24 protein-coding genes and 3 pseudogenes are annotated in these 26333 nt (G+C 43.4%); 12 read left to right on the top strand and 15 right to left on the bottom strand.

What is annotated here, in order from left to right; genetic code table 11:
• The 10 genes and pseudogenes from ACLGGO_RS27990 to ACLGGO_RS27945 all read right to left on the bottom strand — a co-directional run.
• Positions 1-2811 (bottom strand): two-partner secretion domain-containing protein (locus ACLGGO_RS27990; RefSeq protein WP_446421752.1); only part of this gene is annotated, 2811 nt, incomplete at its 3' end.
• Positions 2812-3089: 278 nt separating this feature from the next.
• On the bottom strand, positions 3090-3734 hold the full coding sequence (locus ACLGGO_RS27985; protein ID WP_446421751.1) for a Uma2 family endonuclease: 645 nt from the start codon (positions 3732-3734) through the stop codon (positions 3090-3092).
• Positions 3735-3889: 155 nt separating this feature from the next.
• A complete protein-coding gene (locus tag ACLGGO_RS27980; protein WP_446421750.1) occupies positions 3890-4375 on the bottom strand; it encodes a DUF4079 domain-containing protein in 486 nt (161 codons plus the stop codon).
• A 105-nt stretch (positions 4376-4480) separates the two neighbouring features.
• The gene (locus ACLGGO_RS27975) at positions 4481-5656 is read right to left on the bottom strand and encodes a nuclear transport factor 2 family protein (protein ID WP_446421749.1); all 1176 of its coding nucleotides are present in this window, start codon (positions 5654-5656) and stop codon (positions 4481-4483) included.
• Between the two features lie 167 nt (positions 5657-5823).
• Entirely contained in the window at positions 5824-6675 is an 852-nt protein-coding gene (locus ACLGGO_RS27970; protein ID WP_446421748.1) for an alpha/beta fold hydrolase, read from the bottom strand.
• A gap of 33 nt (positions 6676-6708) precedes the next feature.
• Positions 6709-8376 carry an ArnT family glycosyltransferase gene (locus tag ACLGGO_RS27965; protein ID WP_446421747.1) on the bottom strand — a complete coding sequence of 556 codons (1668 nt, stop codon included), beginning with the start codon at positions 8374-8376 and terminating at the stop codon, positions 6709-6711.
• Positions 8377-8412: 36 nt separating this feature from the next.
• Complete coding sequence (locus ACLGGO_RS27960; protein ID WP_446421746.1) at positions 8413-9120, bottom strand: class I SAM-dependent methyltransferase; 708 nt, start codon at positions 9118-9120, stop codon at positions 8413-8415.
• Positions 9121-9194: 74 nt separating this feature from the next.
• Complete coding sequence (locus ACLGGO_RS27955; RefSeq protein ID WP_446421745.1) at positions 9195-10202, bottom strand: glycosyltransferase family 2 protein; 1008 nt, start codon at positions 10200-10202, stop codon at positions 9195-9197.
• Positions 10203-10578: 376 nt separating this feature from the next.
• Positions 10579-10980: pseudogene (locus tag ACLGGO_RS27950) on the bottom strand (ATP-binding cassette domain-containing protein); the annotation flags it as partial.
• A gap of 60 nt (positions 10981-11040) precedes the next feature.
• Complete coding sequence (locus tag ACLGGO_RS27945) at positions 11041-11892, bottom strand: alpha/beta fold hydrolase (protein WP_446421744.1); 852 nt, start codon at positions 11890-11892, stop codon at positions 11041-11043.
• 160 nt (positions 11893-12052) lie between these two features.
• Here ACLGGO_RS27945 and ACLGGO_RS27940 point away from each other — a divergent pair, with 160 nt between their 5' ends.
• Positions 12053-13273: a peptidoglycan recognition protein family protein gene (locus tag ACLGGO_RS27940; protein WP_446421743.1), complete on the top strand. Its 1221-nt coding sequence runs from the start codon at positions 12053-12055 to the stop codon at positions 13271-13273.
• Here ACLGGO_RS27940 and ACLGGO_RS27935 read toward each other — a convergent pair.
• The gene (locus tag ACLGGO_RS27935) at positions 13245-14519 is read right to left on the bottom strand and encodes an RNA-guided endonuclease InsQ/TnpB family protein (RefSeq protein ID WP_446421742.1); all 1275 of its coding nucleotides are present in this window, start codon (positions 14517-14519) and stop codon (positions 13245-13247) included. The two genes, ACLGGO_RS27940 and ACLGGO_RS27935, sit on opposite strands and share 29 nt — an antisense overlap.
• Before the next feature lie 286 nt (positions 14520-14805).
• Positions 14806-15081 (bottom strand): hypothetical protein, encoded by a 276-nt coding sequence (locus ACLGGO_RS27930; protein ID WP_446421741.1) that lies wholly within the window; start codon positions 15079-15081, stop codon positions 14806-14808.
• Between the two features lie 92 nt (positions 15082-15173).
• On the opposite strand from ACLGGO_RS27930, the pseudogene ACLGGO_RS27925 reads away from it, so the two are divergent.
• Positions 15174-15434, top strand: a pseudogene (locus tag ACLGGO_RS27925) (Uma2 family endonuclease); the annotation flags it as partial.
• A 34-nt stretch (positions 15435-15468) separates the two neighbouring features.
• Here ACLGGO_RS27925 and ACLGGO_RS27920 read toward each other — a convergent pair.
• Complete coding sequence (locus tag ACLGGO_RS27920) at positions 15469-16566, bottom strand: DNA methyltransferase (protein WP_446421740.1); 1098 nt, start codon at positions 16564-16566, stop codon at positions 15469-15471.
• A 104-nt stretch (positions 16567-16670) separates the two neighbouring features.
• Here ACLGGO_RS27920 and ACLGGO_RS27915 point away from each other — a divergent pair, with 104 nt between their 5' ends.
• The 3 genes and pseudogenes from ACLGGO_RS27915 to ACLGGO_RS27905 form a co-directional block, all read left to right on the top strand.
• Positions 16671-16925, top strand: a complete 255-nt coding sequence (locus ACLGGO_RS27915) for a helix-turn-helix domain-containing protein (protein ID WP_446356950.1) — start codon at positions 16671-16673, stop codon at positions 16923-16925.
• Positions 16925-17800, top strand: coding sequence for a hypothetical protein (locus tag ACLGGO_RS27910; RefSeq protein WP_446421739.1), 876 nt, complete (start codon positions 16925-16927; stop codon positions 17798-17800). Before ACLGGO_RS27915 ends, ACLGGO_RS27910 begins: the two co-directional genes overlap by 1 nt.
• A gap of 76 nt (positions 17801-17876) precedes the next feature.
• Positions 17877-18005, top strand: a pseudogene (locus ACLGGO_RS27905) (Uma2 family endonuclease); the annotation flags it as partial.
• A gap of 523 nt (positions 18006-18528) precedes the next feature.
• On the opposite strand, the gene ACLGGO_RS27900 reads toward ACLGGO_RS27905, so the two are convergent.
• Positions 18529-20346 carry an ABC transporter ATP-binding protein gene (locus ACLGGO_RS27900; RefSeq protein WP_446421738.1) on the bottom strand — a complete coding sequence of 606 codons (1818 nt, stop codon included), beginning with the start codon at positions 20344-20346 and terminating at the stop codon, positions 18529-18531.
• 220 nt (positions 20347-20566) lie between these two features.
• Here ACLGGO_RS27900 and ACLGGO_RS27895 point away from each other — a divergent pair, with 220 nt between their 5' ends.
• The 7 genes from ACLGGO_RS27895 (at position 20567) to ACLGGO_RS27865 (ending at position 25998) form a co-directional block, all read left to right on the top strand.
• Complete coding sequence (locus tag ACLGGO_RS27895) at positions 20567-21388, top strand: Uma2 family endonuclease (protein ID WP_446421737.1); 822 nt, start codon at positions 20567-20569, stop codon at positions 21386-21388.
• A 93-nt stretch (positions 21389-21481) separates the two neighbouring features.
• Positions 21482-22252 carry a DUF3386 family protein gene (locus tag ACLGGO_RS27890; RefSeq protein WP_446421736.1) on the top strand — a complete coding sequence of 257 codons (771 nt, stop codon included), beginning with the start codon at positions 21482-21484 and terminating at the stop codon, positions 22250-22252.
• A gap of 10 nt (positions 22253-22262) precedes the next feature.
• On the top strand, positions 22263-22895 hold the full coding sequence (locus ACLGGO_RS27885) for a class I SAM-dependent methyltransferase (RefSeq protein ID WP_446421735.1): 633 nt from the start codon (positions 22263-22265) through the stop codon (positions 22893-22895).
• A gap of 65 nt (positions 22896-22960) precedes the next feature.
• The gene (locus ACLGGO_RS27880) at positions 22961-23551 is read left to right on the top strand and encodes an HD domain-containing protein (protein ID WP_446421734.1); all 591 of its coding nucleotides are present in this window, start codon (positions 22961-22963) and stop codon (positions 23549-23551) included.
• A gap of 161 nt (positions 23552-23712) precedes the next feature.
• Positions 23713-24486, top strand: a complete 774-nt coding sequence (locus tag ACLGGO_RS27875) for a pentapeptide repeat-containing protein (protein ID WP_446336609.1) — start codon at positions 23713-23715, stop codon at positions 24484-24486.
• 165 nt (positions 24487-24651) lie between these two features.
• Complete coding sequence (locus ACLGGO_RS27870) at positions 24652-25281, top strand: DUF5678 domain-containing protein (RefSeq protein ID WP_446421733.1); 630 nt, start codon at positions 24652-24654, stop codon at positions 25279-25281.
• A gap of 168 nt (positions 25282-25449) precedes the next feature.
• Positions 25450-25998, top strand: coding sequence for a DUF4087 domain-containing protein (locus tag ACLGGO_RS27865; RefSeq protein ID WP_446421732.1), 549 nt, complete (start codon positions 25450-25452; stop codon positions 25996-25998).
• A 117-nt stretch (positions 25999-26115) separates the two neighbouring features.
• Here ACLGGO_RS27865 and ACLGGO_RS27860 read toward each other — a convergent pair whose 3' ends face one another.
• Positions 26116-26250, bottom strand: coding sequence for a hypothetical protein (locus tag ACLGGO_RS27860; RefSeq protein ID WP_446421753.1), 135 nt, complete (start codon positions 26248-26250; stop codon positions 26116-26118).
• Positions 26251-26333 lie beyond the last annotated feature (83 nt).

The raw sequence follows: 26333 nt of genomic DNA, 5'->3' as shown, positions 1-26333 counted from the left end.
GCCACTATCTGTAATCGCACCCACAGCAGTAACACCTAATGTGCCGGTAATAGTAGAAGCGCCTAAATCAATAGCATCGGTATCGTTTAGGGTAACATTTGCGCCACTGGTGACGGCTACTGTGCTGAAGTTATTGGCATCATCTAAGATGATATTGCCATTGGCATTTAATCGGGTTTCACCAGCTACAATCAAAGCGCCACTATCTGTAATTTCACCCCCGGCAGTAACACCTAATGTGCCAGAAATACTCGAAGCGCCTAAATCAATAGTATTGCTGTCGTTTAGGGTAACATTTGCGCCACTGGTGACGGCTACTGTGCTGAAGTTATTGGCATTATCTAAGGTGATATTATTGCCATTGGCATTTAATGTTGTGCCACCCGTAACACTCAAAGCGCCACTATCTGTAATCGCACCCACAGCAGTCACACCTAATGTGCCAGAAATACTCGAAGCGCCTAAATCAATAGCATCGGTATCGTTTAGGGTAACATTTGCGCCACTGGTGACGGCTACTGTGCTGAAGTTATTGGCATCATCTAAGATGATATTGCCATTGGCATTTAATCGGGTTTCACCAGCTACACTCAAAGCGCCACTATCTGTAATTTCACCCCCGGCAGTAACACCTAATGTGCCAGTAATAGTCGAAGCGCCTAAGTCAATAGCATTGCTGTCGTTAAGGGTAACATTTGCGCCATTGGCGACTACTGTGCTGAAATTATTGGCATTATCTAAGGTAATATCATTGCCATTGGCATTTAATGTTGTGACACCAGCAACAGTGAGATTCTCCAAGTCGGTGATAGTGCCATTAGCGTTGATGTCAAGAGTACCAGAAATGTTAAAAAGTGGGGGTGCTGGAGTAGTGAGGGAAGTTCCTAGCTGTATCTCATTGATATCTTTGAGTGAGACATTGTTAGCACTATTGACTAAAACTTCATTAAAGTTATTGCCGTCATTGTTGAGGGTGATGTTATTTGCTGCACCAGCTTCTAACCGGGTTCTACCACCACCAATATCCAATGTTGTGCCAGCCGTTTGAGTAATCGCACCATTTGCTGTAATTGTGAGGTCAAACCCTCCTGTTGAAATACTTTGATTGAGTTCGACAGCACCCCCTGCCTGAAACTCTAAAGCCAATCCATCCCCTGGTGTATTTGTCGTATCGCTATCAAATATCTGCCCGTTGATGATGATATTGTTAGCCGCTATCAAAGTTAGGAGACTAACGCCCGTGGTGTCGAAATCCAAGTTAGTTGCTAGAGTGATATTTCCATCTTGTGCAGGAGTTCCTGTTCCTGTACCTGTATTCAGAGTGACATCACCCATAGTTAAGGCATTCAAGAGCGTCGTAATATTGAGTACGGAATCATTCGCCGCCGCCGTAAAATTAGGTGCAGTGCCACCAATTTTATTAGTCCCATCACTAATCGTGATATTGTAAGGGTCAATTAACCAAGTTCCCCCATCTCCTGTCGGTGCTGTGATATCGGGCGCGAAAGGAACATCCAAGAATCCCGCACTACTGGTTTCGACAAAACCTCCATTTCCAGCAATTGCCCCACCTCTAGCGCTAATATGACCATAAGTACGAGTCGTCTGATTTGACCAGACAATGGTTCGCCCCCCTTTCCCCTCATCTAAAGCATCAGCGTTAATCCTTGAGTCTTCACTAATAAAAGTGACATCAGCATTAGGAATCGGTTCAAGTCCTTTTTCACCGCCACCAATTCGTATAGTACCCCCGCCATGGCTTCCTGATGCGTCTATATTGGCGCCAATTAAACCTACCTTATTGCCAATTACATTAATTTCACCCCCAGTTGAGGATGAGGATGAGGGCGCACGTCGGTGCGCCCCTACAGCCCCGGAAACATTAATTTCACCTGATACAATCGCAACTCCTGTTTCTTTTGGTAAAGTTACTCCAGTATCTGCTAGTTGTACATCGCCTGATTGGTTAACCTCGACGCCTGTATCAACCTCTTCACCCGAACCCGTTAATAATTCGGCTAAATCCCCAGGTTTGACTGGCAACACTTCCCCGTCTGGCGTTCTGGGGGGTTCAACTTCTAGAGACAATAATCCCCCAAGGCGAGAAATCTTGACTAAATTGGAACCGGGAACGGCTGCAACGGTAATGGTTCCCCCTGGTGCGGTTAGTTTCCCTGTATTAATGACATTTCCTGCGAGTAGGGTTAAATTTTTACCTTCTGATACCGCTAATTCGCCAGCATTGACAATACTTCCCGCCTCGGATACATCAAAGGCAAATTGGTTGGGTGTCCCGACTAAGTTCTGATAATCATTCGCGCCAATGGCATTAAACCAATTGTTATCGCCAAAACCCATACCTGTGGCGGTGGTGGCGATAAAGTCACCTGGGACGTTTAATCTAGCATCTGCACCAAAAATCATCCCAGCCGGATTGATTAAATATAGGTTGGGATTGCCCCCAGTGACTTGAATCAACCCGTTAATTACAGAGGCGTCACCACCCACGACGCGACCGAGGATATTGTTTAAATTAGGATTAGCTAAAAAATTAGCAATTTGGTTGGCATCTAAGCCAAACTGCTCAAAACTATGGAAGAGATTACTCCCATCTCCAGAAACACTGCCGCCGGAAATATAGATGCGGTTTCCATCCGGTGTGACAATTGTACCCGTACCGTCTGCGGTTGGGGTGATGGATTGAGCTAGGGCGGCGGAATCTCCCATCAGTGAAGCCACGCCACAGAGAATCGTTTGACATAGAGAAACAAGGGCAAACAAGCAGCAGAAACCCAACCCAGACGATTTCATGATTGACCACCCTTTTCGTGCTATTTTATGTAGTCTCGCTTATTCTCAATCATTTGGGACTGATGTTTTAATAAAACGATACAACAGTTATTTTTTTGTGATTAATATTGTAGAGGCGCAAGGATGATGTCTCTACAATCATGGATTGGTGGGTTACGGCGGATAGGAAATCAAAAGGTTGGTTTTCTTAATTAAATCTCGCCTAACCCACCCGACAAGACAACAATATGACAAACCGACATTTAAACCTATTAAGTATTCGCGATCGCCTTTTATCTCTAATCGGGTTGCTGTTCTCTCACCCAACTCCGAAACGCCCGTAATGTTGCGGTTTCTCCATCCGCTAAACTTTGCCGAATAAACTGAGGAATTGCTGCTAACGGTAGCCAGGGAAACGTCGGACTTCTCTCCACAGATTGATAACTCATTGATTCTGGATATAAAACAAACACATCGAGTTTACGTCCATCATAACGCCACAGTTCTGGTACACCAATCGCGGCATAAATTGGCAGTTTATCCATAGAACCACTGGTCATGTCAATTTCTAATACTAGATCGGGTGGCGGGTCATTCGCCAAATCAATCTCTTGTTTATGTCTAACCTTGGGTTCATTTTGGATGTAGTAACAGGAGTCAGGTTCTCCCCCTTTTTTTCGTTTTTCTAGCTTCAGAGTGAGAGAACCAAACCGTTTGAGGTTGAGATTTAGTTCATCTGCGATCGCGCCAATTAAGCTTTCAATAAAGCGGTTATTATTTTCATGAGGTCCTAAGGGCGTCATAATTTCTAATACTCCGTCATTGTAAGCCAAACGAGCGCAGCGATTTTCCCCTAAGTCTGTGAGTAACTGCTCAAATGTTTGCCAACTGATATTTGACAGAATGACCCGATTTTCGGTTAGTTCAAACGTAGCTGTTGTCATCACCTATTCCTGAACAAATTATCCCTTTTGTAGAGACGTTCCGGTGGAACGTCTCTAACTTCTCCGCTGAACTGATTAGAAGGGCGGGTTTCATAAAGTTATCAGTTGTTTCCAACATGTTATCAGTAAAACCCGCCCCTAGGCTCTGGCTTACCTTAAATTGAAAGACCCAGTTTTAAACCAAGTACAATGTGAACAACGAGCAGGATCATAATCGTACTACCTAAATAAGCATGAGCAGTACGAAAAAATTCCTTCTTGTTACCCCCAAAACCCGTTAAAGCGATTAGCGCGTTAATTCCTAACAAAATTACGGCAAAAGAACCTGTCCAAAAATGTGGACTTTCAAAGATAGGTTTATGCTGCATAACCAAGGAAAGAACTCCTCCGGTATAACCCAGCGCAATAAACAGGTACATCAACGGTGCAAGCTGACGGTGAGATGCACGACTTTTCGCCGCCACTTCCCCATCCTTTGTTAGGCGACTACGCCATCCCATATACGCGACAAAACTGCCGAGAACAATTATCACAATTCCCATCATGACAGGATGTCCCCAGTGAACAATCGGCTCAGGAACGCCTATGCTGCGAAACCACGCAGCGAGAGGTTCTAGCGCTTGACTCAGTTGTTCTCCCATCGGTTTGAATTCATATTTCTTTACATCTATCTATTTTGACACGCTTTGCGCTCCCAGCCACTTAAATGAGCGGCAAAAAAGCTTGGACATAAGACAAATGACTAATCAGATAATCAGCCAAACTGCCAATCCCCAAAACGGGACATATCGCAACCAGCGCTCTTTTTTGTCTGAGGGAATGACGGCGGTTAATAATACAGCCTGAAAAAGGGAAAATAGCACCAAATCAACACAAAAGGCAATAACCACTCGGTTGCTCATCAGCAGTTGCCTAAAATAATGCGCCCTCTGTGCTAAATCTCCAAACTCCGGTCTTCCTACAAAACCCCATACAATAGCTAAAGTCCCCACAACCAGCCCTATCCATCCGAAAAGGCGAGCTAACCAGCCTTTTTTAGGTTCATCCTTTTCTTGAGAACGGGGAACGGTATAACGTAGCGCCATATAAGGAGTAAGAATAACATTGGTTAGGAACATTGCCCCACTCCACATCAAAACCTTAGGTAAATGGCGTCCCCTTTTGTCAAGTAACAGCAAAGGGAGGAACATAAATATCCAGGCTTCGGCAAAGTTGAAGAGTGCTTCCAGGGTAGGGTGAACTGTCGGGGACTTCATGTAATCAATGCCCACCGCATTTAAAATCGGTAAGATTAAGAAGAAATTTAGCGACTCATCTAGAATTTCCTGTAGGGTTTCTGGTTGAATTGCCCAAATTGGTTCTCCGGGAAGAAGCTGATTCGGCGGAGAGAGTAAGAGGACATAAGTATAGACTATCGCCAACAGTGCCAACGCGATCGCAACCCCAGGCTGAGGTTGTTCTGATTTAGCAGTAGCACTGGTTTCTGGCTGGCGTTTCAGCAGTCGTCGTACCAGAGGAGTAACCAAGCGAATAATCCAGAATGCAACTTTACCGGGTTTAATGGGCGGTTCAACCACATCACGGGCAAAAACTAACTTACCCGTGGTTTCAGACAGGCGATAAAAGCTGACCCCTCGTCCATTGGGAAAGGGAATACCATCGAGTTCAACATGCCAAAGGACACCCGTGGAAGATGAATCTCCTGTCGTAATATCATCAATAATAAAGAGTAAGTCATCGGGTACACCTCGATAGGATTCTTCAAAAAGCTGCTGAACGGCGGCTTTCCCGCGAAAGGGTTGGGGAAAGTTAAGATCCTCATAGATGCACTCGTCATCGATACAATCTATAGCGGCTGAAATATCCCTACGGTTGATTGCCTGATATAGGGATTTAATCATCAAATGAGCAGGTTTTGTCATGGGGACAGTTCATAACTCTATTGAAACTATATCTGACATACGGCAGCCCAAACTGCTCACACTCAGTGTTTTTCGCACTTTTCAAGGGAGTAATAGTTTGAATGGCTATAATTTGATAAAAATACAAAATAAGAGTATTCCTATTGAAGAGATAAAGAGCATCCTGGTTAAGCGGTAGCTTCTCTATGTTGCTCTAAAAACGCTTCTACTGTTCGATTAAATTCCTCTGGCGCGACTAAAAAGGGCCAATGATTACCAGGAACCTGACAAACTTGTAAATTTCTTAAATAAGTTTTATAGGGTTTCAGTTGCCATTCTTGGCGATTTACCCCTTTTTCTGGTTGCACAAACAGGGTGGGGATATGAATCGGACTTGTTAATCCGGCGATGAGCATCACATCCTCAAACGTACCATCACGGGCAGCAACGGTAAACTTACTCCCCCAAGAGCCATCGGGTTTTTGTTCAATACTGGCTTGAAAAACTTGCTGCTGTAAAGGTGTCCAATCTTGATATTGACTTAACTGACGTACTTTTTGTTCGGCGTCTTCATAACTCTCAAATAGACCCATCCCTTTGAGAAACGGTAAAACACGGTATAACAAAGGGAATGTAACCTTGAGCAGACTGGGCATTTTCCAGATAAAGATTGGATCAACTAAAATCATGCTGCGGAACCGTTGGGGATGCTGTTTTGCCCAAATCGGGGCTAATTTACCCGTCCAGGAATGCCCGATAATATGGGCTGATGACCATCCCAAGTGATCCAGGAGGGCTTCCAAGTCCGCGATCGCACTGGCAAAGGTATAATCATCTTCAGGCTTGCTACTTTCCCCATGACCCCGCATATCGGGAGCGATGATATGATAAGTCTGAGCCAAATACTCTCCTAAATTTGACCACACTAAAGCGTGATCCGCTAAACCATGAAGCAGTAACAAGGGTTCTGAACCTTGATTCCACTCTAGATAAGACAGTTGGATTTCGGGTAAGGATACAGTTTGCCGTGTTGGTGTCATTACCTACAAACTGGGTAATGGTTCTTATCCGTATCATCCACATTTTTTTACAATTGTCAATGGAACACCTTGTCTGTTGACTGAATAAACCACGGGACACTCTGGAAATCTTTCTTGGAAATCCCATCGAGGTCTAGCTATATAGTAAAAAGCTTGGGTAGTTCCTAGTTTCTTAAATTTGCCGTGGGAAATAACATTAATATTATGTTTTGCAAAGGTTTTGGATGAGTGTAACTGACTACTCGATACGACTATTTCGCCAGCAATACTATTATTATTGATCCACTCCATTCCATCGCGCATACTTAATCCCCAATAATCGGTTTCATATCGATTATCTGCTTGGACTAGTCCTCCAGATATCCGGTTAAAATAGACATATTCGTAAGGATGTAAGTTAACCATGTCAAAGACAATAGGACTGAACAAGGTTATAATTAGAACGGCGAAAAATATTTTATAATTTTTTCTATGCAGCTTTTGGTAAATCCAAAGTAATGCAGTCGCTGCAATGGCGGCAATTCCTGGGATAACAAATAAAAATTGACGCACTCCATCGTAAATAGTAGATTGCCTGAGAATGGCGATAGTTGGCAAGGTGAAAATTTGCAACAGAACTAAAACAACACAAACTGTTTGCGTGTCGTTTAGTTTTTTGAGCTTGATAATTAGTAACAATAAACCCAGGAAAAACATAATTATAAAAATTCCTGGTATAGTCATTAAAAACCATTTGGGTAAATAATACCACGGTAGTTGATGAGCGGATATAAATTGACCTTCAAATAGAACTGTACCACTCCATCCATGCTTAGAAAGATATCTCAATGTTTCAATGAACCATCCGATTGGATTAGACCAAGATGCTGGATGAATAATAGTTATAGTTGTCATCCAACTGATAACCATTAACCCATATAGACTCCAGAATCGGTAAAGCTTGCGATAATTTTTTTTCTTGACTAAAACTGCCAATAGATGAGCAATTACGACAAAAAATAATAAAAAGAATCCGCCGATTCTGGTGCCAGTGACAAAACCGACTAAAACTCCGTAAAGAAGGGAATAAAGAGTTACACGATTAATCCCTAATTTAATATTGTTTTGATCTGCCTTAAGATAGTAATCTACTAAGCAAGCACCTAGAAAAGTAGCTAGTGTAAACATTGCCGCAAAGGGGATATCTTTAGGGTTAAAAAAGCTATGTCCCCAAAACCTTGGAAAAAGCGCTAGAACAACTGCACCAAACCAGGCATATTGTCTACCCGCCAATATTCCCACAATCCCAGCTACAGAAGCATAAGTAATAAGAGACACCAAAAATGTACAAATGTGCTTTACTTTAATCCTTTCATAAAATTTATCAGAATTGTTGATATTTTTTTTTCTTTTTCTTGAAGATAAAATAGAATTATTAATGCCTATATCATCCCAAAATTCTTTTGCTTGAAAAACTACTTCTGATGTGAAATTAAATACAGTTCCATAGTATTTCATTAGCTTATTTGGCATTGGCTTGCCTTGAGTAACTAACTCAAAATTCCATTTAACCATAGATATTTCTATTGCCTCATCTGATGAAATGCCATAATGACCAACTATTGATAAACCTATTACTGCCAAGACAATGATTACAGCATTAATTTTCAAATAAGCATTTTTTAAAACAGACTTAGTAGCAGATAATAAATTTAAAAACATAGTATTTAGTTCGGTAACTCATCAAAAACTTGTTGATTATTTAACGTTCTGAGCTAAGAGCAGAAGTGACACGCCCAACGGCAGCGATACACGACCCATAAGATAACGCTCACTAGCAAATAAAAATGTCAGCACTTGATTAACCTGTTTCGACGGCATGGTTAAGTTGTCTTTTTGTCCACTACCCAACCCGTTTTGAAGGATGCGTACTCCAGCAATCAAGGGGAACAACAGAGTATTGAAGTAACTAACATAACGCACCGTGTAACCTGCACTCCTAACCACATGGCGTAAACCCTGTAGTACATATCGGCGTTTATGGTGGTGACTCTCGTCATGCTGACTCCACATCCAAGGATTTGCGGGTACTGTAACTAACAACCAACCACCTGGCTTGAGTATCGAGTACAGTGCTTGCAAAGAAGCTGTATCTTTATCCAAATGCTCTAAAACATCTAATAATACAATAAGGTCGAAGCTTTGATCCCCAAAGGGAATGTCATCTGGCAAGCGTCCGGGTAGGATCTTACCCACTCCGCGATCGCAGGCAAAATGACGTGCTGCTTCATCTAACTCCATAGCGTACACTTGACCGTGACCAGCTAGCATCGCTAAATTACCACCAGTACCACAGCCAGCTTCAAAAATCGCTGCATTGTCTGGTAGAACAAGGTTTGTAATTAACGTGTCAATAATTCTCCGCCTTGCCACAAACCACCAGTGCGAATCTTCGAGAGCTGCCATTTTTTTGTATATTTTAGGCTCCATCGTCGGTTACTCCAGGATTGAATGCAAGCTATTCATGATATTTATTTACTTTATACCTCTTGATTAACAAATTCACCTTTTTCAATACCTTGATGATTTAGGTTGAAACCATAGCGGTTACGCACTAAGTAAAGTGGGCGTTGTTTGACTTCCTCATAGACACGACCGAGATACTCACCGATGATACCTAGCGTAATGAGTTGTATACCTCCGAGAAAAAGATTAACTACCATGAGTGAAGCATAACCGGGAACGACGATTCCCAAGATTAATGTACGAATGATGAGAAAAGCAGCATAGAAAAATGCCAACAACGATAAAACGACTCCCATATAGCTCCAAATTTTTAAGGGAACTAAGCTAAAAGATGTAATCCCATCGACGGCAAAATTCCAAAGTCGCCAATAATTCCATTTAGTCTTTCCCTTGTAACGTGGCGCTCGATCATAGAAGATGGATATTTGCTTAAAACCAACCCAGGCAAAAAGCCCTTTCATGAAACGAGTGCGTTCTGGCATTTGCTTGATTACCTCGACAACCCGTCGATCCAATAACCGAAAGTCTCCAGTATTACGGGGAATTGGTACACGACTCATGCGACAAATGACTCGGTAAAAAGCATTAGCAGTAAAACGCTTTAACCAGCTTTCCCCTTGGCGCGATCCCCGCGTTGCATAAACCACATCATAACCTTCACGCCACTTGGCAACGAGTTCTCGGATTAACTCCGGTGGATCTTGTAGATCAGCGTCAATGGGAACCACAGCAGCACCATTCGCGTAATCAATTCCTGCGGTTAAAGCTATCTCTTTACCAAAGTTGCGCGATAGACTAACAACCTTAATGGCAGAATTTTGATAATGATGTTTGATCAAACACGCCAGTGTATTATCTTTACTGCCGTCATCAACACAAATAATCTCATACTTTAATTTCAGGCTGTGTAGTACAGACTCTAAACGCTCAAACAAATAGTCAATGTTGACTTCCTCATTATGAACAGGAACAACTATAGAGACTTCTATATTATTTAAGTTTTGCGAATTAAGTATAGGCATTTTATTCCCCTCCTTGATTCAAATAAGTTATCCTAATGATTAGGAGGCTAGCTGTTTTATTTTCATTTTTATTGCTTCGATTGGTTGAGCTTGTCAGATTTAGGTATAGTCTTACCCAAGAATATAAATATTGCAAGTGAAATTATATTAAGTTTTTTGTCAAAATAAAAAATGTTTTCTACAATACAGAAATTTGAAGCGATAACATGATGTAATGATGTAAATTATGAAAAATAGAGCTGTCTCTATATTAGATGTGGAGATCGTCATTAGTCATTTATTGGATTTGTAAGGATTTGAGGCTTTTTAACATTTCTTAGTGCAGCTTGCCAGCATTTATGTCCAGGTACTTATGTAGCATGTTGGACTATCTATACTAAGTGAACTGTTGTGCATAAAATCGCGCATAACGTCCCTCTCGCTCTAATAATTCTGCATGGGTTCCCGACTCGATAATCTGTCCCTGTTCCATCACCAAAATTCGGTCAGCTCGGCGCACGGTGGTTAGGCGATGGGCGATAATAAATACGGTGCGTTCTTTCATAATCCGTTCTAATGCTTCTTGGACTAAGGCTTCTGATTCTGAATCCAAGGCAGAGGTGGCTTCATCTAAGATAAGAATACGGGGATTGAGGAGAACTGCCCGCGCGATCGCAATCCGTTGTCGTTGTCCCCCAGATAGGTTAATCCCCCGTTCCCCGACCCAGGTGTGATACCCTTGGGAGCATTGGATAATGAATTGGTGGGCATTGGCGATTTTGGCAGCGTCTTGGACGGCTTAGTTGTTGGCAACTAACTCCTTTTTCCGCCCAGTTTTTGAAGATGAAGATCATCCTGGTTAAGCGGTAGCTTCTCTATGTTGTTCCAAAAACGCTTCTACTGTTTGGTTGAATTCCTCTGGCGCGACTAAAAAGGGCCAATGATTACCAGGAACCTGACAAACTTGTAAATTTTTCAAATAAGTTTTATATGGTTTCAGTTGCCATTCTTGGCGATTCACCCCTTTTTCTGGTTGCACAAACAGGGTGGGGATATGAATCGGACTTGTTAATCCGGCGATGAGCATCACATCCTCAAACGTACCATCACGGGCAGCAACGGTAAACTTACTCCCCCAAGAGCCATCGGGTTTTTGTTCAATACTGGCTTGAAAAACTTGCTGCTGTAAAGGTGTCCAATCTTGATATTGACTTAACTGACGTACTTTTTGTTCGGCGTCTTCATAACTCTCAAATGGACCCATCCCTTTGAGAAAAGGCAAAACTCGGTATAACAAAGGAAATGTAACCTTGAGCAGACTAGGCATTTTCCAGATAAAGATTGGATCAACTAAAATCATGCTGCGGAACCGTTCGGGATGCTGTTTTGCCCAAATCGGGGCTAATTTACCCGTCCAGGAATGTCCAATTATATGGGCTGATGACCATCCCAAGTGATCCAGGAGGGCTTCCAAGTCCGCGATCGCACTGGCAAAGGTATAATCATCTTCAGGCTTGCTACTTTCCCCATGACCCCGCATATCGGGAGCGATGATATGATAACTCTGAGCCAAATACTCTCCTAAATTTGACCACACTAAAGCGTGATCCGCTAAACCATGGAGCAGTAACAAGGGTTCTGAACCTTGATTCCACTCTAGATAAGACAATTGGATTCCAGATAAGGATACAGTTTGCCGTGTTGGTGTCATTTCGAGTTCCAGACGAGTCAATCCGAACGTAGAATAGCAAATATCAACAAAAGATAAAGCATTCTACTGAGCAAGGATTAGGTCAATAGAATCAGAACAAATCCTATTGGTTTGAGTAAACTTACGACTAATTGAGATTTAATAGAGGGAGACAATCGGTATGGCATTTACAGCTAGTGTTATTTCAACGAACGAATGGGGTGCTAAAGCTCCCAAACAGTGGCCCCAGCAAACGAGACCGCAATATATTATCATTCACCATACGGCGACTCCTAATCCTCCCAATGATCTATCCAGAGGAACATTGACGGGCGCCAAAACCTTGGCTCGCAGCATTCAAACCGCCCATATGAACGGCTTTGGCTGGATTGATTCCGGTCACAATTTTTTGAACACGACAGGTGGGTATTTGCTAGAAGGCAGACATGGAAGTCTGAATGCGGTTAAAGGGGGACGCAGTATCCGTTCATCCCATGCGGGTAGTAATAAAGGGAATGAGTCACCGGGTATTGAAAATGAAGGAACATTTACCACCTATCAAATGAATGCCAAACAGTGGGCTAGTTTGGTTGAGTTGTGCGCCTCGATTTGCTCAACCACTAAGATTAGCCCGGATAATATTCTCGGACATCGCGACTTTTCTCCCACTCAATGTCCTGGGGATTGGTTATATAGCCAATTACCTCGCTTGCGCCAGGAAGTACGTCAGCGACTGGGAACCTCTTTCCCAGCGATTTTGCGGGAAGGGGACACCGGACCGAGAGTCAAGGAACTTCAGCAAATTCTCAGCGCCCAAGGGTTTAAGGTGGGTCCAATTGATGGTATTTTTGGCGCAGGTACTACAGATGCCGTAGTTTTGTTCCAAAAGTTTCATGGGTTAGATGCCGATGGTTTGGTCGGACCAGCGACGTGGAAGGTATTAGAACGGGTTTCTCAACCTACACCGCCACCTCCCACCGACACCGGTACTCCGACAACGCCGGAGACAACACCAGGGGGAAGTACACCTTTGGGTTCACAAGCCCCTTTCACCCAGGTTCAACTCCTCGATACCTATAAGTATTACCGGGAACTCCCCCACCAAATTCAAGCGATTCAGTGGTTACAAGGACAAGTGTCGCAGGCGACATTGGTGGAGTTTTCCCAAAAATGGCGCAATCAACCGACAGACCCTTTTTTACCGCTCCAGGAAGGTTCCGTGGGTCCAGAAGTGAAGAAAGCCCAAGAGATTTTGCGGCAAAAAGGCTTTGATCCAGGTCCTGCGGATGGGATCTATGGTGCTAAGACAAAGAGCGCTATTATTGCGTTTCAGCGTTCCCAGGGGATGACAGCAGATGGGATTGTGGGGGCGGTTACTTGGTCTGTTCTGAATTTAGCTTGACACTCCCACGGCGATAGAGCGCGTGGGATTCTGTATTCAACGTCAAAACTTGCTCTACCAGGCTTGCGCCAAGTAGCGTAGAGGCTCCAACTCCTACAGCTTTACTTTGGGGATGCCCTCCCCTAGATTTTGCCTTGAGCAAAATGTTTATCGCCGCGTTCCAATCTCTTTGCAGAATCAATCCACACTTACAAACGTGGGTTCTTGTGCTAAGGGACTTTTTTACAATCACTTTGCACTGACTGCATTCAACAGATGTGTACTGAGGTGGAACAGCAACAGCTAATCTTCCAAACTTGGCGGCGAAATGCTCTAGCCACTGTCTGAACTGATACCAGCTAGCATCAGCAATTGACTTAGCTAAACAGTGATTTTTGAGCATATTGGCAACCCTCAAGTTTAGCCTTCGGCAAGCCGCTGGCGCGTCTACATAAGCTACTAAGTCGTTAGACTTGCAAACGTGACGCGCCAGTCTCTTGGCGTGTTCGGTACGTTGCCTACTTACTCTTAAGTGTTTCCTGGAATACTGAGCTCTTGCTTTACGGCGTCCGGTTGAACCTTTGACCTTTTCGTAGATAGCCCGTTGGCTGCGCTTAATATCAGTTTCTGCTTTACGGAGAAACCTAGGATTAGGCTCTTGATGCCCGTTTGAGTCCGTGTAAAACGACTCTAAACCAACATCTAAGCCGATTTCTTGACCTGTTCGTGGCTGAATATCAATGCACTCAACATCAACAGCCAACTGGCAATAGTACCCGTCAGCCCGACGAACAAGCCTAACCCGCTTAATGGATTTAACGGGATACTGATGGATATCCCATTTGCCCAAAAGTTTCAGTTCACCAATTCCCTTTTTATCGGTGATGGTGATACGGCGTTTTGTCGGATGAAGTCTCCAGCCGCTGGTTTTATACTCAACTGAACGGTTGTCCTTTTGGAACCGAGGGAATCCTTTCTTGCCGGCTTTTTTGGACTTGCAGTTATCGTAAAACCGAGAGATGGCAAGCCATCCCCGTTCTGCCGATGCCTGTACAGCCATCGAGTTAAGGTCTTTGACAAAGGAGAATTCGTTGCGTAGTGCTGTTGAATACTTGTTCAAAGCAAAACGGTCAATCTTGGTGTCTTTTGGCGCGTCTATCCAATAACGAATTGCTTTGTTACGGATAAATTGCACCGTCCTGATGGCTTCATCGATAGCCTTGTATTGCTGCGGTTTTGCTTTGATTTTGTATTCAAGAACTAGCATTGAATCGACCTCTCAATGTGCTTTTTCCATTATATATTATATATAGTAGATACGTGCGTGGTCAATTGTGTGTACCGATGAAAACAGAAAGACTAGATATCAGATTAACTAAGTATGAAATGCGACAACTAAAGGAAGAGGCTACCAGGCGGGGAATGAGCAAGTCTGAGTTGATCACAAGCTTGATAGCTCGTTTAAGATCACCTTTGTAATTTGGTCATCTACGTCCCTCCGATGACCCGCCTCATATCCCACACCTAAAAGGATGTGGGTTTTACGGCGCTTGCTATAAAGGTCGCCATTCTGCTGCCGGAAGGTGAACATGAATTAATCCTTCTGCGACCAAAGAAAAGCCCATTGATAACCCTGCGGCTAAACCCGACCAAGCCACCGCCAAATTTTTGCGATTGAGTTGCTCTTCTCCTTCTAACCGCAGAGCTTCGTGAAGAATTGCGGCTCTCGGATTACTTCTGTCAGCGATTTCGACTTTCTCAGATTGGGAGAGGTCAAGGGATTCGGATTTAGGATGATGATTGGAGTTTTCCGGATCGTTTTGAGGCACAATTCACAATTGAAGAATTATCCATTTTATCCTTACATCATTCCTGTGGAAATTACACCTATCTTGGTGAATAGATTGGCAAAACCAAACCCGCGATCGCACTTGATTGGACGATTGAAATTCTTTCGCTTGACCAAAGCCAGACAAAAGTTACCAAGACTATTCTGCACTGTTTGAAGTACGATAGCAAGATGGGATGGCTCATTGATCTAGAGGAGCAGTCAGTCTTTGTTTATCGTTCAGATCGACCAACGGATGTTTTTGATCAACCAAAATCACGTTTACCCGTTCCAAAATTTGCTAAAGACTTCAATCTGACTGTAGGAGAGTTGTTCGATTTGCTGCTGGAGTGATGTGATCAGTAAGAGAAACTATCGCTTACCCGTCTTAGAGAAATTCCGGAAACAGAAAGGAATTAATTTGCTCGTACTCTTTCTCCAGCCGTGCTTTCGCCAGTTGATAGTAATCAGGATTAATTTCTGCACTGTAGCACCGCCGATCCTTTCGTAACGACACTACAGCAGCTGAACACATTCCGCCAAACGGTTCCCACACAACATCGCCAGAATCGCTAGTCGCCAGAATAATTAGTTCAACTAGACGTAAAGGTTTCTGGTTTCCATGAAGACATTTTGACTGCCGATTTTTCAGGCGTTCCTTACCTCGAACTGCAGGTTCTGACCAAACATTAGTAATCCCGTGAATATGATGCCATTTAGCTCGCATTTTTGACCATTTTTCCGCTGTTACTGGTGATTGACCCTCAATTGAAAAGTAAGGAATTTGGGTCGGTTTACCATAGCGATTAGCATAAGTTACAATCCGTTCCATCATATCAGGTGGAGGAAAATACCACAAATGATCCTTGGTAAAATATTTACGAGTCGCCGCATTTTTTACTCCACACGCTTCGTTCGTTTTACTCAAAGGAAGTCCAGTCCGAAGCCACTCATGACGTAGCCACTGCTGCATCGGTAATTGATAACCATCACCCGTCTGAAGTTGCACCTCTCGAACATAATGCACGCAAACTTCAGTCACAATAGGAAAACGCCTTATTGTTTTACTATTCACATTACCTGCAATATGGGCAATACCTTTATCCCAAACATTCACCGAACGGTATTGCCAACCCTCCTTGACCAAAATGGGATGAACAGTAGCCCAGCCAATTTCACTACACCAAAACCACAATGTTGTCTCTGGTAAAGAATAGCATGACCAAGCTTTAATGTGAGGTACATACCAATCGGCTAAATTCGTTGGTGTTGGTGGATCTCCGGGGAAAAGTCCCAATCCATAAGCACCATCTGAAATGATAACTGTTGGCGCTTGCCAAGCCCAATAACGGGTTAACACATCAGCCTGTTCAAGTTGTACCGAATCGATAACGGTGGTAGAGGTTGGGGAAATGAGTTCTGATGGCTTATTGCACCGATGATTAAGCTGTCCTGAGTTGTCTGTACCATACCCTATATCAGTCACAATTCGTTGTCCTTTGCTCAAGTTTCACCATAACACCTCTGTTAATAGTCGATTTTGGACTATTCTGAAATCGACTATATCATCAAATGGGGAGGTCAACTTAGATGGAAAAGTCGATTTGTACAAAAGAATATGCCTTATTCCTGAGTCACCTCCGCTCAGCTAGGAAAGCCGCAGGATTGACACAAGTCGAAATTGCCCAATGCCTCCAGCAAACTCAGTCATTTGTAAGTAAATGTGAACGGGGTGAAAGACGTATAGATATTGTGGAACTCCGTGCATTTTGTCAAGCCATTGGAATTTCTTTGAGTGACTTTATTCAAAATCTTGAAATCAGGTTACAGGAAATAGAGCGGTAATGCGTTATCAGGAAGCTCTGGAAATTGCTACAGCTAATTTACTCAGATTGAGAGGGCATACCATAGATGTTCTTACCGTCTCAAGACCTAGGGATATTCAGGGAGCTATAGAGCTATCCAAAATCGTTAGTAAACTATCACCGATCATTGGCAATCTCTTAGAATATGCTATCACCCGACACTTGAATGAGGCAGGAACCTGGGAAGAGAATTATCAGTGGATACGACAAGATCCTGGTTTTCCTGATCTAATTCTCAATGGTATACCCGATATACAACCTGGTATTGAGATTAAGACTTGGTTCCCATTATCTACTGAAATAACAGCTCGATTTCGGGATAGCCAAACTCACTTTTCAGCCAATCAAGTAAAAGTCGTGATAGTCTGCTGGATGCTGGAATATATTCTCGCTGGTCAACCAAAAATTGTTGACATTTGGGTAGGAGATGCTATTGAGATTGCTAAAACCCGTGACAATCATTATCATAATCCCCCCTCCTATGTAGTCATGGAACCAGAAGATACCCGTTTACGTACTCGCAATCTTCAACAAACAAACTGCCATGGCTATAAATTTCAAGGAACAGTGGAGCAATTCAATCAAGCGATGCTCTTAGTTCAAGACTGGGGACATCAGGCACAGCAATATCGTCCTGATCCAGATTATCAAAAACGTATCCGTCAACTGACTGGCAGTTTTCCCTACCGTCTTGATACCAATTTTGCTAAGGTGGATAGAATTAGTTTACCGAGTTTGGAAACTTTTAAAGCTAATATTTTAAATTCAATACATACTGGACGTTCAATTCAGTCATGGATCAAGGTAATTAAGTCGCACGATTCCAGCGTTTTGCAACAATTAATTGATCCATAAGTCTAAATATCTATTGATTTAGTAACGTGGGCTTTATTATCAGTGCGGCTAGTCTGAGTTTAACTTGGTTTAACTTGCGATCGCGCCGGATTGGACGATTAAAATTCTCTCACCTGACCAAAGCTAGACAAAAGTTACCAAGACTATTCTGCACTGTTTGAAGTACGAAACTCAAATGGGATGGCTCATTGATCCAGAGGAGCAATTTTAGACTAATTAGAGCCGATCATCCCTGGGCGATCGCACTTCTTTTGATAACTACTATTCACTAGATATCCCTTGGCTTTTTCTTTCTGCTTCGCTACTGTTATGCTTCCCTTGACTCGATGTTGTTTCGGCTCAAGTTGTCAAGTTCTGATAACTTAAACGATTCTTTCCTCCAGAACGGTTTAAATTTTTCAATCAGAGTCTTGTCTTAACAAAACGTCGTATTTCTAACTTTTCACGGGAAGTCTATAAACCTGAGTCGGGGCGGGTTTAGTCACATCCTGGTGAAACCGAAAAGATAGTAGTGAAACCCGCCCCTACACAATCTACAAATCTCCCAATCTCTCACTCAAAACTTACCTCCCTTCGTTGCGCCACATACCGTGAAGAAACCCAAGACACCCAAGCTCAAGTCAGAATCGAGTTTACTAGATAAAAATTGTAGTCCATTTGAATGGACTTAAGCTTTTAGCCAAGAACTTGAGTTCTTGGCGGGTGTCGGGGCTTACTCTTATTCATAGCTAAGTAAACTGTTGAGCATAGAATCGCGCATAACGTCCCTCTCGCTCTAATAATTCTGCATGGGTTCCCGATTCAATAATCTGTCCCTGTTCCATCACTAAAATTCGGTCAGCGCGGCGCACAGTAGTTAAGCGATGCGCGATAATAAAGACGGTGCGCTCTTTCATAATCCGTTCTAAGGCTTCTTGGACTAAGGCTTCTGACTCTGAATCCAAGGCAGAGGTGGCTTCATCTAAGATAAGAATACTCGGATTTAGCAGAACCGCCCGCGCGATCGCAAGTCGTTGTCGTTGTCCTCCAGATAGGTTGATTCCCCGTTCTCCCACCCAGGTGTGATACCCTTGGGAGAATTGAATAATAAATTGGTGAGCATTGGCTATTTTGGCGGCGTCTTGAACCGCGTCTAAGTCAAAGTCTTTTTGACCAAAGGCAATATTCTGGGCAATGGTGCCAGAAAATAGAGTAGTTTCCTGGGGAACAATGCCAATTTTCCGCCGCAGGCTTTTTAGGGTAACGTCTCGGATATTGATCCCATCGATGAGAATTTCTCCGGCTTGCGGATCATAGAAACGGGGGAGTAAATTAACTAAAGTGGTTTTGCCCGCACCCGATGCCCCAACCAACGCGATCGCTTCTCCTGGCTGGGCAAGAAAACTTAAGTCTTTGAGCACCCAAGGCGTTTTAATTGTAGAGACGTGCCATGGCGCGTCTTGATCTTTGGCGATTGATGATAGTGTTGTTTCTAAATCCGCCCTTTGGGAGTTTTCCGGGGGTTGAGTGTAGGCAAAGCTAATCTGGCGATATTCGACTTTACCCGTAACCGGGGGTAGAGTCATCGCACCCTCTTTTTCAATCACCGTTGGCACAATGGCAAAAAGTTCAAAGATGCGATCAACCGATGCCTCACCCTGCTTAAATTCGTTATAGTTGCTAGTAACGATCGCGATCGGATCAATGAGCATGGCAACCGCCGCACCATAGCTGACAAATTCACTCCCAGTCAAGTTACCTTGGGCAATTTGCCATCCCCCTAGTAAAAAGACTAATAACAGGCACATCGCCTCCAGAAACCCAACCACGGGAAACTGAATCGCCTTTAACCGTTCCGCCGCATACTTGGCTTGACGATTGTTTTCTGCCTCTTGACTAAATCGCTCTAATGTGTACTCTTCAGCCGCAAAAGCTTGGACTAAACGAATCCCACTCAAGACTTCAATCAGCAACGCCGATAAATCTGACACCCTATTTTGACTACGCCGAGAAAACTGGCGCATCCGTTCGCCAAACCAGCCAATTAATAGACCCATTAACGGGGCAATGAGTACAATACCCAGGGTAAGTTGCCAGTTCAAGTAAATCACATAAGCGAAGACAGCAACCAACTGTAAAACGCTGGGGACAAACTGGTGAAAGAACTTGTTTACCACCTCGCCAATGCGGTCAATATCCTCGGTGAGTCGATAGGATAAGTCCCCGGTTTTAGCCGTTTCAAAGTAATCAAGACTCAGGCTTTGCAGGTGGGCGTAGACATTTTTCCGCAAATCCAGAGTAATAGCTAGGGCAGCCTTTGCCATTAGGGTGTCTTGCCCATACTGTGCCAGCTTCTGACCCAAGAAAATTAAAGCAGCAATTCCGGCAACTTGTGCGATCGCGCCGACATTTCCCTGTCCCACATAAGCCGCAATCCGCCCCGCGAGCCAAGCCAAGAGGGGCCACACGGCGACAAATCCCACAGTACAAGCTAAGGCTTGCCCAATGGTGAATCTTTGAGGGCGAAGATAAGGCAACAGTTGCCAGTAATGAGAACGGGTTTTCAATGTATAATCACCCAAATGCAATTTTCCTCTGTCTCACGCTATCAGCTTTGATCATTTCTACAAAGACTTTCCTGGAACCAGGGAAGTTTCTATTCCTTAAGTGTGTAAGGTATATCAATCAAAATGTAGGGGCGCAAGCCTTGCGCCCACACATAAATAACTCTTATGAGAAACCCGATACAATAATAGGACAGACTATTAAAGATTGAGGAGTTAGATTATGTCAACGGAAATGACTCAGACTCAGAGTTCCCCAACAACTCCCGTGGTGGACTGGGAACCCCAAATGCCACCCACTGATTTAATTTTTGATGATGGAGAACCCTTGGAAAGTAACCGCCACCGCATTGCCATGAATCTGTTGATTCAGTTAACCCACCAAGCCTTGGCACACCGCGAGGATTATTTTGTGGGTGGTAATATGTTCATTTATTATAGTCGCACCCAGGCACGAAATCGGGACTTCCGAGGACCTGATTTTTTTGTGGTGTTGAATGTGGATGGTACAGGTTCTCGCCAAGGTTGGGTAGTTTGGGATGAAGAAGGGCGTTACCCGGATGTAATTATTGAACTGATGTCGGCGTCTACAGCCAATGCGGATATTGGGGCAAAAAAGGATATTTACGAAGGAACCTTTAGAACACCGGATTATTTTGTGTTTGACCCGTTTAACCCCGACTCTTTACAGGGATGGCGGTTGGATGCAAATTTACGTTATCAACCGTTGGTTCCGAATGAGTCAGGATGGTTATGGTGCGAAACTTTAGGGTTATGGTTAGGAATTTGGCAAGGAACAATAAGCAGAGAAACAGCACCGTGGTTACGATTTTATGACTCAGAGGGTAATTTAGTTTTATTACCCGAAGAAGCTGAACATCAACGGGCTGAATCTGAACGCCAACGCGCCGAATCTGAACATCAACGGGCTGAATCTGAACATCAACGGGCTGAATCTGAACGCCAACGCGCCGAATCTGAACACCAACGCGCTGAACGTTTAGCCGCACGATTGCGAGAGTTAGGAGAAGAACCAGACAATTAGGAGATATGGGGGAGAAAATCATTAACCTCATGCTGATGGACATCCCCTTGTAAAATAGAGATTTATCCTCAATGTCGATAGCCGATTAAAATCATGACACAGCCATTACAGCATCGCATCATCTGTTGGAGTTTAAGTTTAATTATCGCTAGTTTTAGCTTCGTCTTTGGACTACCCGCAAGTGCGAAGGCTCAGTCTATCTCAAACACTCATCCAACTCAAATCGCTACAGTATCAGCCAGCGAAGCTTTTCGCAATGCATACAATCAGCGCTATACCTGGGATGAAAATTTTCCGGGTTATTCCGCAGAGGTTTCGATTACTCACAAGGGAGATATTGACCAGGGAATCGTTCGTGTTCAACCGGAGCTGACTGTGGAAGTCATTAATGTTGAACCGGAGGATTTGCGGGAGTTGGTTGCCAATACTGTTAAGATGGAAATTATTCACCGCCGCCGAGTACCGTTTGAGCAGTTGCATGGTAACAATGACTTTGAGTTAAAGGGAAAAGACGAGTATGGCGCGTTAAAAATCAATGAAGTGGGTGATAATTCCTACTATAAGGTTAAAGGGGATGTAATTACTCAAGTGAATCGCAGCTTTGGAGATGTAGCAGTAACAGTTGACACTCTAGGCACAACTAAAACTCCAGAGGGTTATTTAGTCAGTCACTTTAAAACCACGTTTCGCGATGCCCAAACAGGTGAAATTCTGGAGAAAGAAGATGTGCGAGATTTTCATGAAAAGGTGGGCAAATACTATTTGCTAACGAACCGGACGATTCGATATGCCCAGGAGGAAAATCCAGAAGAAAAACCTGTGGCGGATACGAGGATTCGCTTTAATGATATTCAGCCGTTGTAACTAGAAAAAAATGATTGAGTGGGATCGAGTCGCTGAGTTGTATGATATCTATGTCCATAGTGATATCGATATTTCCTTTTTTATTCGAGAAACCCGTAAAGTATCAGGTCAAGTTCTCGAATTGATGGCAGGAACGGGGCGCGTCTCGATTCCTTTATTAGAAGCTGGCGTTTCGCTGGTTTGTGTGGATGCTTCGGCACAAATGCTAACTGTTCTGCAAAAAAAGCTGGCACAAAAGGGGTTTTCACCTAAGATTCAGCAGGCTGATGTGCGAGAGTTAAACCTAAAAGAGTGTTTTGAATTAGCGATTATTCCGTTCAATTCATTTTCGGAACTTTTGTCAAAGAAAGACCAAAAAAATACACTCCTCTCAATTCACAACCATTTGCGTGAAGGTGGGCAACTTATCTGTACTCTACATAATCCTAATGTCCGGTCAAAATTGGTCGATGGTTCTCTGCGTCTAGAGGGAAAATACAGTCTGGAAAAGGAACAACTTCTGTTCTGGGGACTGGAAAAGCAGCAACCGAATCACTGTATTGTTGAGCGAACTCAGTTCGATGATATGCGCGATCGCGTCTCCTGTCTCGGAAGCGAGAAGTTTGCTGGCTTCGGAATAGGACGCAATCCAGATTTTCGGTAAGTTGTTTGCTGTAAATTCAGTCAAAATTGTTACTAATTTAATTTAGATTTTGTCCTAATTTTTCCATGAAACTCTCCCAACGGTTTACCGACGCCTTAACCTTTGCCACCGAATTGCACGCCAACCAAACCCGCAAAGGGAATGGCGTTCCCTACATCGCCCACCTGCTAGCTGTTGCCAGTATTGCCTTAGAATATGGGGCAGATGAAGAGGAAGCGATCGCAGCCCTTCTCCATGATGCCATTGAAGACCAAGGCGGTGCAGCAACCCGTGAAGAAATTCGCCGCCGCTTTGGGGATAAAATTACTGAAATTGTCGATGGTTGCACCGATGCTGACACCACACCCAAACCCCCTTGGCGTCAGCGCAAAGCGGCTTATATTGCACATATTCCCACAGCCTCGGCTTCGGTTCGTTTAGTGTCTGCAGCCGATAAGCTGCATAATGCTTGGTCAATTCTTAAAGATTATCGTATTGTAGGGGATAAGGTGTGGCAACGCTTTCATGGGCGTAAAGAAGGTACACTTTGGTATTACCGTTCCTTGATTGAAGCCTTCCGCACCCAGAAGTCTATGCCGATTATTGACGAATTGGATCGGGTGGTGAGTGAATTAGAATTATTAGCAGGTGTAACTGACCAGAATTCTGAGTGGTGATCTGTGTAGGGGCGGGTTTTACCTCTATCATTGGTTGTCACCCGAATGTAAATAAACCCGCCCCAACTTGATGAACGGGTTTGTCACTAAACCTGCCTTTATCTGTATCTTACGGCTGCGATCGCGTAAAACCCGTAGCCCATTCACCCCATTATCATGCCATGAAACCAATACTTCTAACCACGGCTGCTATTTTCACCGCCATCACTCTGAATACCAGCGCCCTAGCCGAAAACCTGCAAAATATCCAAAAGGTACTATCCACCAAAAACTGTCCCGGATGTGATCTCACCGATGCGGGTCTAGTTATGGCAGAATTAGTCGGAGCAAACTTGAGTGGGGCAGATTTGAGTCGCGCTAATCTCAGTCGGGCAAATTTAGTGGGGGCGGATCTCACCGGCGCAAATCTCAGTGGCGCGTCTCTCAATGGTGCAAACCTAACTGGCGCAAATCTCAGTGGCGCTATTTTAGTGGGAACGGATCTGAGAAGTGCTTATCTCGTCAATGCTCAACTGTTTGGTACGGATCTCAGTAGCGCTTATATTCAAGGAACCATTGGTCTTCCTCAGTATGCCGGAACCGCTGAAGATTTTTATGCCTGGGGTGTGATTGAAGCAGAACGGGGAAACTACCAAGCTGCCATTGAACATTATAATCAAGCTCTGAATCTCAAAGCTGAATTTGCTCCCGCCTATTTAGCCCGAGGAATTGCCCGATTTCGCTTAAGTGATCACGGCGGTGCTAGCCGAGATGCTGAAGTTGCTAGTCAGCTTTTTACCAATCAAGAAAACCCAGTTGGTTTCCAAGCCTCGCAGAATCTGATCGCCATGGTGGAAATTACCCAAAATCCCCCCGAAGTTCGCTCTCGCCCATCTTTTGGGAATGCCCTTGTAGGTATTGGTTCACTGCTTTTGCGGTTTTTAGCACCGCTTTGACGGTTAGATCCTGAGTGTCGGAATTTGGTTTTTTTAACGCAGAGAACGCAGAGGTTTACGCAGAGAGCGCCGAGGGGTTTAGAGGATGGGGATAAAAATTTTATCTGGTTTGTAAACTCGGATAAATAATGTTATTCTCGATGATTTTAATAGTTTTTTTAAACTATGACTAAAATACCGTCTAAAACTGAAAGTGAGCAAATGTTGAAGTGGCTGAATAAAAATCGGCACACTTTGTTAAATTTATATCGCAATCAATATGTGGCTTACAATGACCATTGCGTCATTGCTCATAGTGAAAATTTGCGAGAAGTTTTGGAGTTGGCTACAGCATCAGGGGAGATGTTTGCCATTTATTTAGTACCGCGCCGCACGGCTTCTATCCAGATTTTACCTATTCACTTTCGCACAGTGGCTCGCCATGACTGGTTACAGAATTATCATGTCAGGCTTAAGCATAAGGATTTAGAGATTTCTACCACAATCTTAGTAGACTCTGGGGCAGAAATTAGCTTAATTTCTTTAAAGGTGGGTCAAGATTTAGGCTACAGCTTAGCGGATGCTGAATCAACGTTATTAGCGGAGACTATTGGGGGAACGGTTGAGTATGTTTTGCGTAATGTGGAAATGACAATTGATGGACACAGTTTTATCGCTCCTGTCGCTTGGTTACAAAGCATTACAGGTGCAGAACAATTGCTTCTAGGGCGGGAAGTTGTATTTGATCGGTTTAATATTGAGTTTAGACAAGCCGATGAGCAAATTCAGTTTACTTGGCGTGAAGAGTTATCCTAATAGTGTAGGAGGACTACTATGCAATTTATCAGCCCCAAGGTTGATTATGCTTTTAAAGAAAATCTTTGGTTCCGAACAAAGCAAAGTGCTATACTAAGTTAAAACATATCTGAAGAAAGGGGGTGACATTGCTCCATTTTATCCACACTATACATCATAATTATCATTATGAAAAAAACTTCGAGAGTAATACTTTTTTTGTTTTTTTGTATTTTAGCTTCTATGCTTTCTTCCTGTGCATTCTTTGCTGAATACCTCGGTGGAATAATTCTTGATTGTGTATTACTTGATGAGTGTGGTAATAACTCAAAGAGTAATATTGAGCCGACATCAGAAAGCACAATTAATCAAGAAGAAGAACAAGATACAACTGAACAACAACAGGAAAAAATAGCGGGAAATAAACACGAGTTAGACAAAACTGAAAATAGATGTGGATGGTTAGAAAATCCCACACCTGCAAATTGGTGGCTAACAGACAGAGATGGCACTTGGACTATCTCTGTGCAAGGGGGATATCAAGCCAGCGGAATGAACAATATGCCCCCTATGGGTGAAAGAGAATATGTCAGAACCAATGGTAACTATGGATATACCTGTGCTTGTTTACGTGTTGTAACAGATGGAGACGAAATGAGAATTATTAACATTCAAAATGGTGAACAATTGTCACTCAAAACTTGTCACCAAGATCCAAATTTACCGGAAAATCCTTAGTTGTCAGGCATAGCTACAGATTATCACAATCACTCACCTGGTATCATTTTTCAGCCCAACAAATTTAATCGTTACATCAGTAAAATTAATTGAGAACCATACTCGGTTTTTCGCACTTCAATTCGCGTCTGAAAGGCTTACCTTAAACTGGGGCATGTGCGTTACGGTTAAGATACAAGCAAAGTCGGACGCGATCGCGTTAATCGCGGCAATCAATCGTTCACACCCCTCAGCGTCTAGCAATTGCCACAATGGTTACCCGCATTTCTCACAAACTAATTTGAGAAGCTAATTTGAAGGGGAAAAGTAGAAGTTTTCATGCGCAGAATAGAAAA

The organism is Coleofasciculus sp. (assembly GCF_046565525.1).
GTDB lineage: Bacteria > Cyanobacteriota > Cyanobacteriia > Cyanobacteriales > Coleofasciculaceae > Coleofasciculus.
Note: the sequence above shows the minus strand (reverse complement) of the source record. Positions and strands in the feature narration are given on the sequence as shown.

Excerpts from the sequence above, each read along its gene's own strand:
- ACLGGO_RS27880 (WP_446421734.1), top strand. The coding sequence starts at position 22,961 with ATGAAACTCTCCCAACGGTTTACCGACGCCTTAACCTTTGCCACCGAA.
- ACLGGO_RS27955 (WP_446421745.1), bottom strand. The coding sequence starts at position 10,202 with ATGCCTATACTTAATTCGCAAAACTTAAATAATATAGAAGTCTCTATA.
- ACLGGO_RS27865 (WP_446421732.1), top strand. The coding sequence starts at position 25,450 with ATGAAAAAAACTTCGAGAGTAATACTTTTTTTGTTTTTTTGTATTTTA.
- ACLGGO_RS27985 (WP_446421751.1), bottom strand. The coding sequence starts at position 3,734 with ATGACAACAGCTACGTTTGAACTAACCGAAAATCGGGTCATTCTGTCA.
- ACLGGO_RS27915 (WP_446356950.1), top strand. The coding sequence starts at position 16,671 with ATGGAAAAGTCGATTTGTACAAAAGAATATGCCTTATTCCTGAGTCAC.
- ACLGGO_RS27895 (WP_446421737.1), top strand. The coding sequence starts at position 20,567 with ATGTCAACGGAAATGACTCAGACTCAGAGTTCCCCAACAACTCCCGTG.
- ACLGGO_RS27885 (WP_446421735.1), top strand. The coding sequence starts at position 22,263 with ATGATTGAGTGGGATCGAGTCGCTGAGTTGTATGATATCTATGTCCAT.
- ACLGGO_RS27890 (WP_446421736.1), top strand. The coding sequence starts at position 21,482 with ATGACACAGCCATTACAGCATCGCATCATCTGTTGGAGTTTAAGTTTA.
- ACLGGO_RS27970 (WP_446421748.1), bottom strand. The coding sequence starts at position 6,675 with ATGACACCAACACGGCAAACTGTATCCTTACCCGAAATCCAACTGTCT.
- ACLGGO_RS27980 (WP_446421750.1), bottom strand. The coding sequence starts at position 4,375 with ATGGGAGAACAACTGAGTCAAGCGCTAGAACCTCTCGCTGCGTGGTTT.
- ACLGGO_RS27935 (WP_446421742.1), bottom strand. The coding sequence starts at position 14,519 with ATGCTAGTTCTTGAATACAAAATCAAAGCAAAACCGCAGCAATACAAG.
- ACLGGO_RS27965 (WP_446421747.1), bottom strand. The coding sequence starts at position 8,376 with ATGTTTTTAAATTTATTATCTGCTACTAAGTCTGTTTTAAAAAATGCT.
- ACLGGO_RS27975 (WP_446421749.1), bottom strand. The coding sequence starts at position 5,656 with ATGACAAAACCTGCTCATTTGATGATTAAATCCCTATATCAGGCAATC.
- ACLGGO_RS27945 (WP_446421744.1), bottom strand. The coding sequence starts at position 11,892 with ATGACACCAACACGGCAAACTGTATCCTTATCTGGAATCCAATTGTCT.
- ACLGGO_RS27960 (WP_446421746.1), bottom strand. The coding sequence starts at position 9,120 with ATGGCAGCTCTCGAAGATTCGCACTGGTGGTTTGTGGCAAGGCGGAGA.
- ACLGGO_RS27940 (WP_446421743.1), top strand. The coding sequence starts at position 12,053 with ATGGCATTTACAGCTAGTGTTATTTCAACGAACGAATGGGGTGCTAAA.
- ACLGGO_RS27875 (WP_446336609.1), top strand. The coding sequence starts at position 23,713 with ATGAAACCAATACTTCTAACCACGGCTGCTATTTTCACCGCCATCACT.
- ACLGGO_RS27870 (WP_446421733.1), top strand. The coding sequence starts at position 24,652 with ATGACTAAAATACCGTCTAAAACTGAAAGTGAGCAAATGTTGAAGTGG.
- ACLGGO_RS27910 (WP_446421739.1), top strand. The coding sequence starts at position 16,925 with ATGCGTTATCAGGAAGCTCTGGAAATTGCTACAGCTAATTTACTCAGA.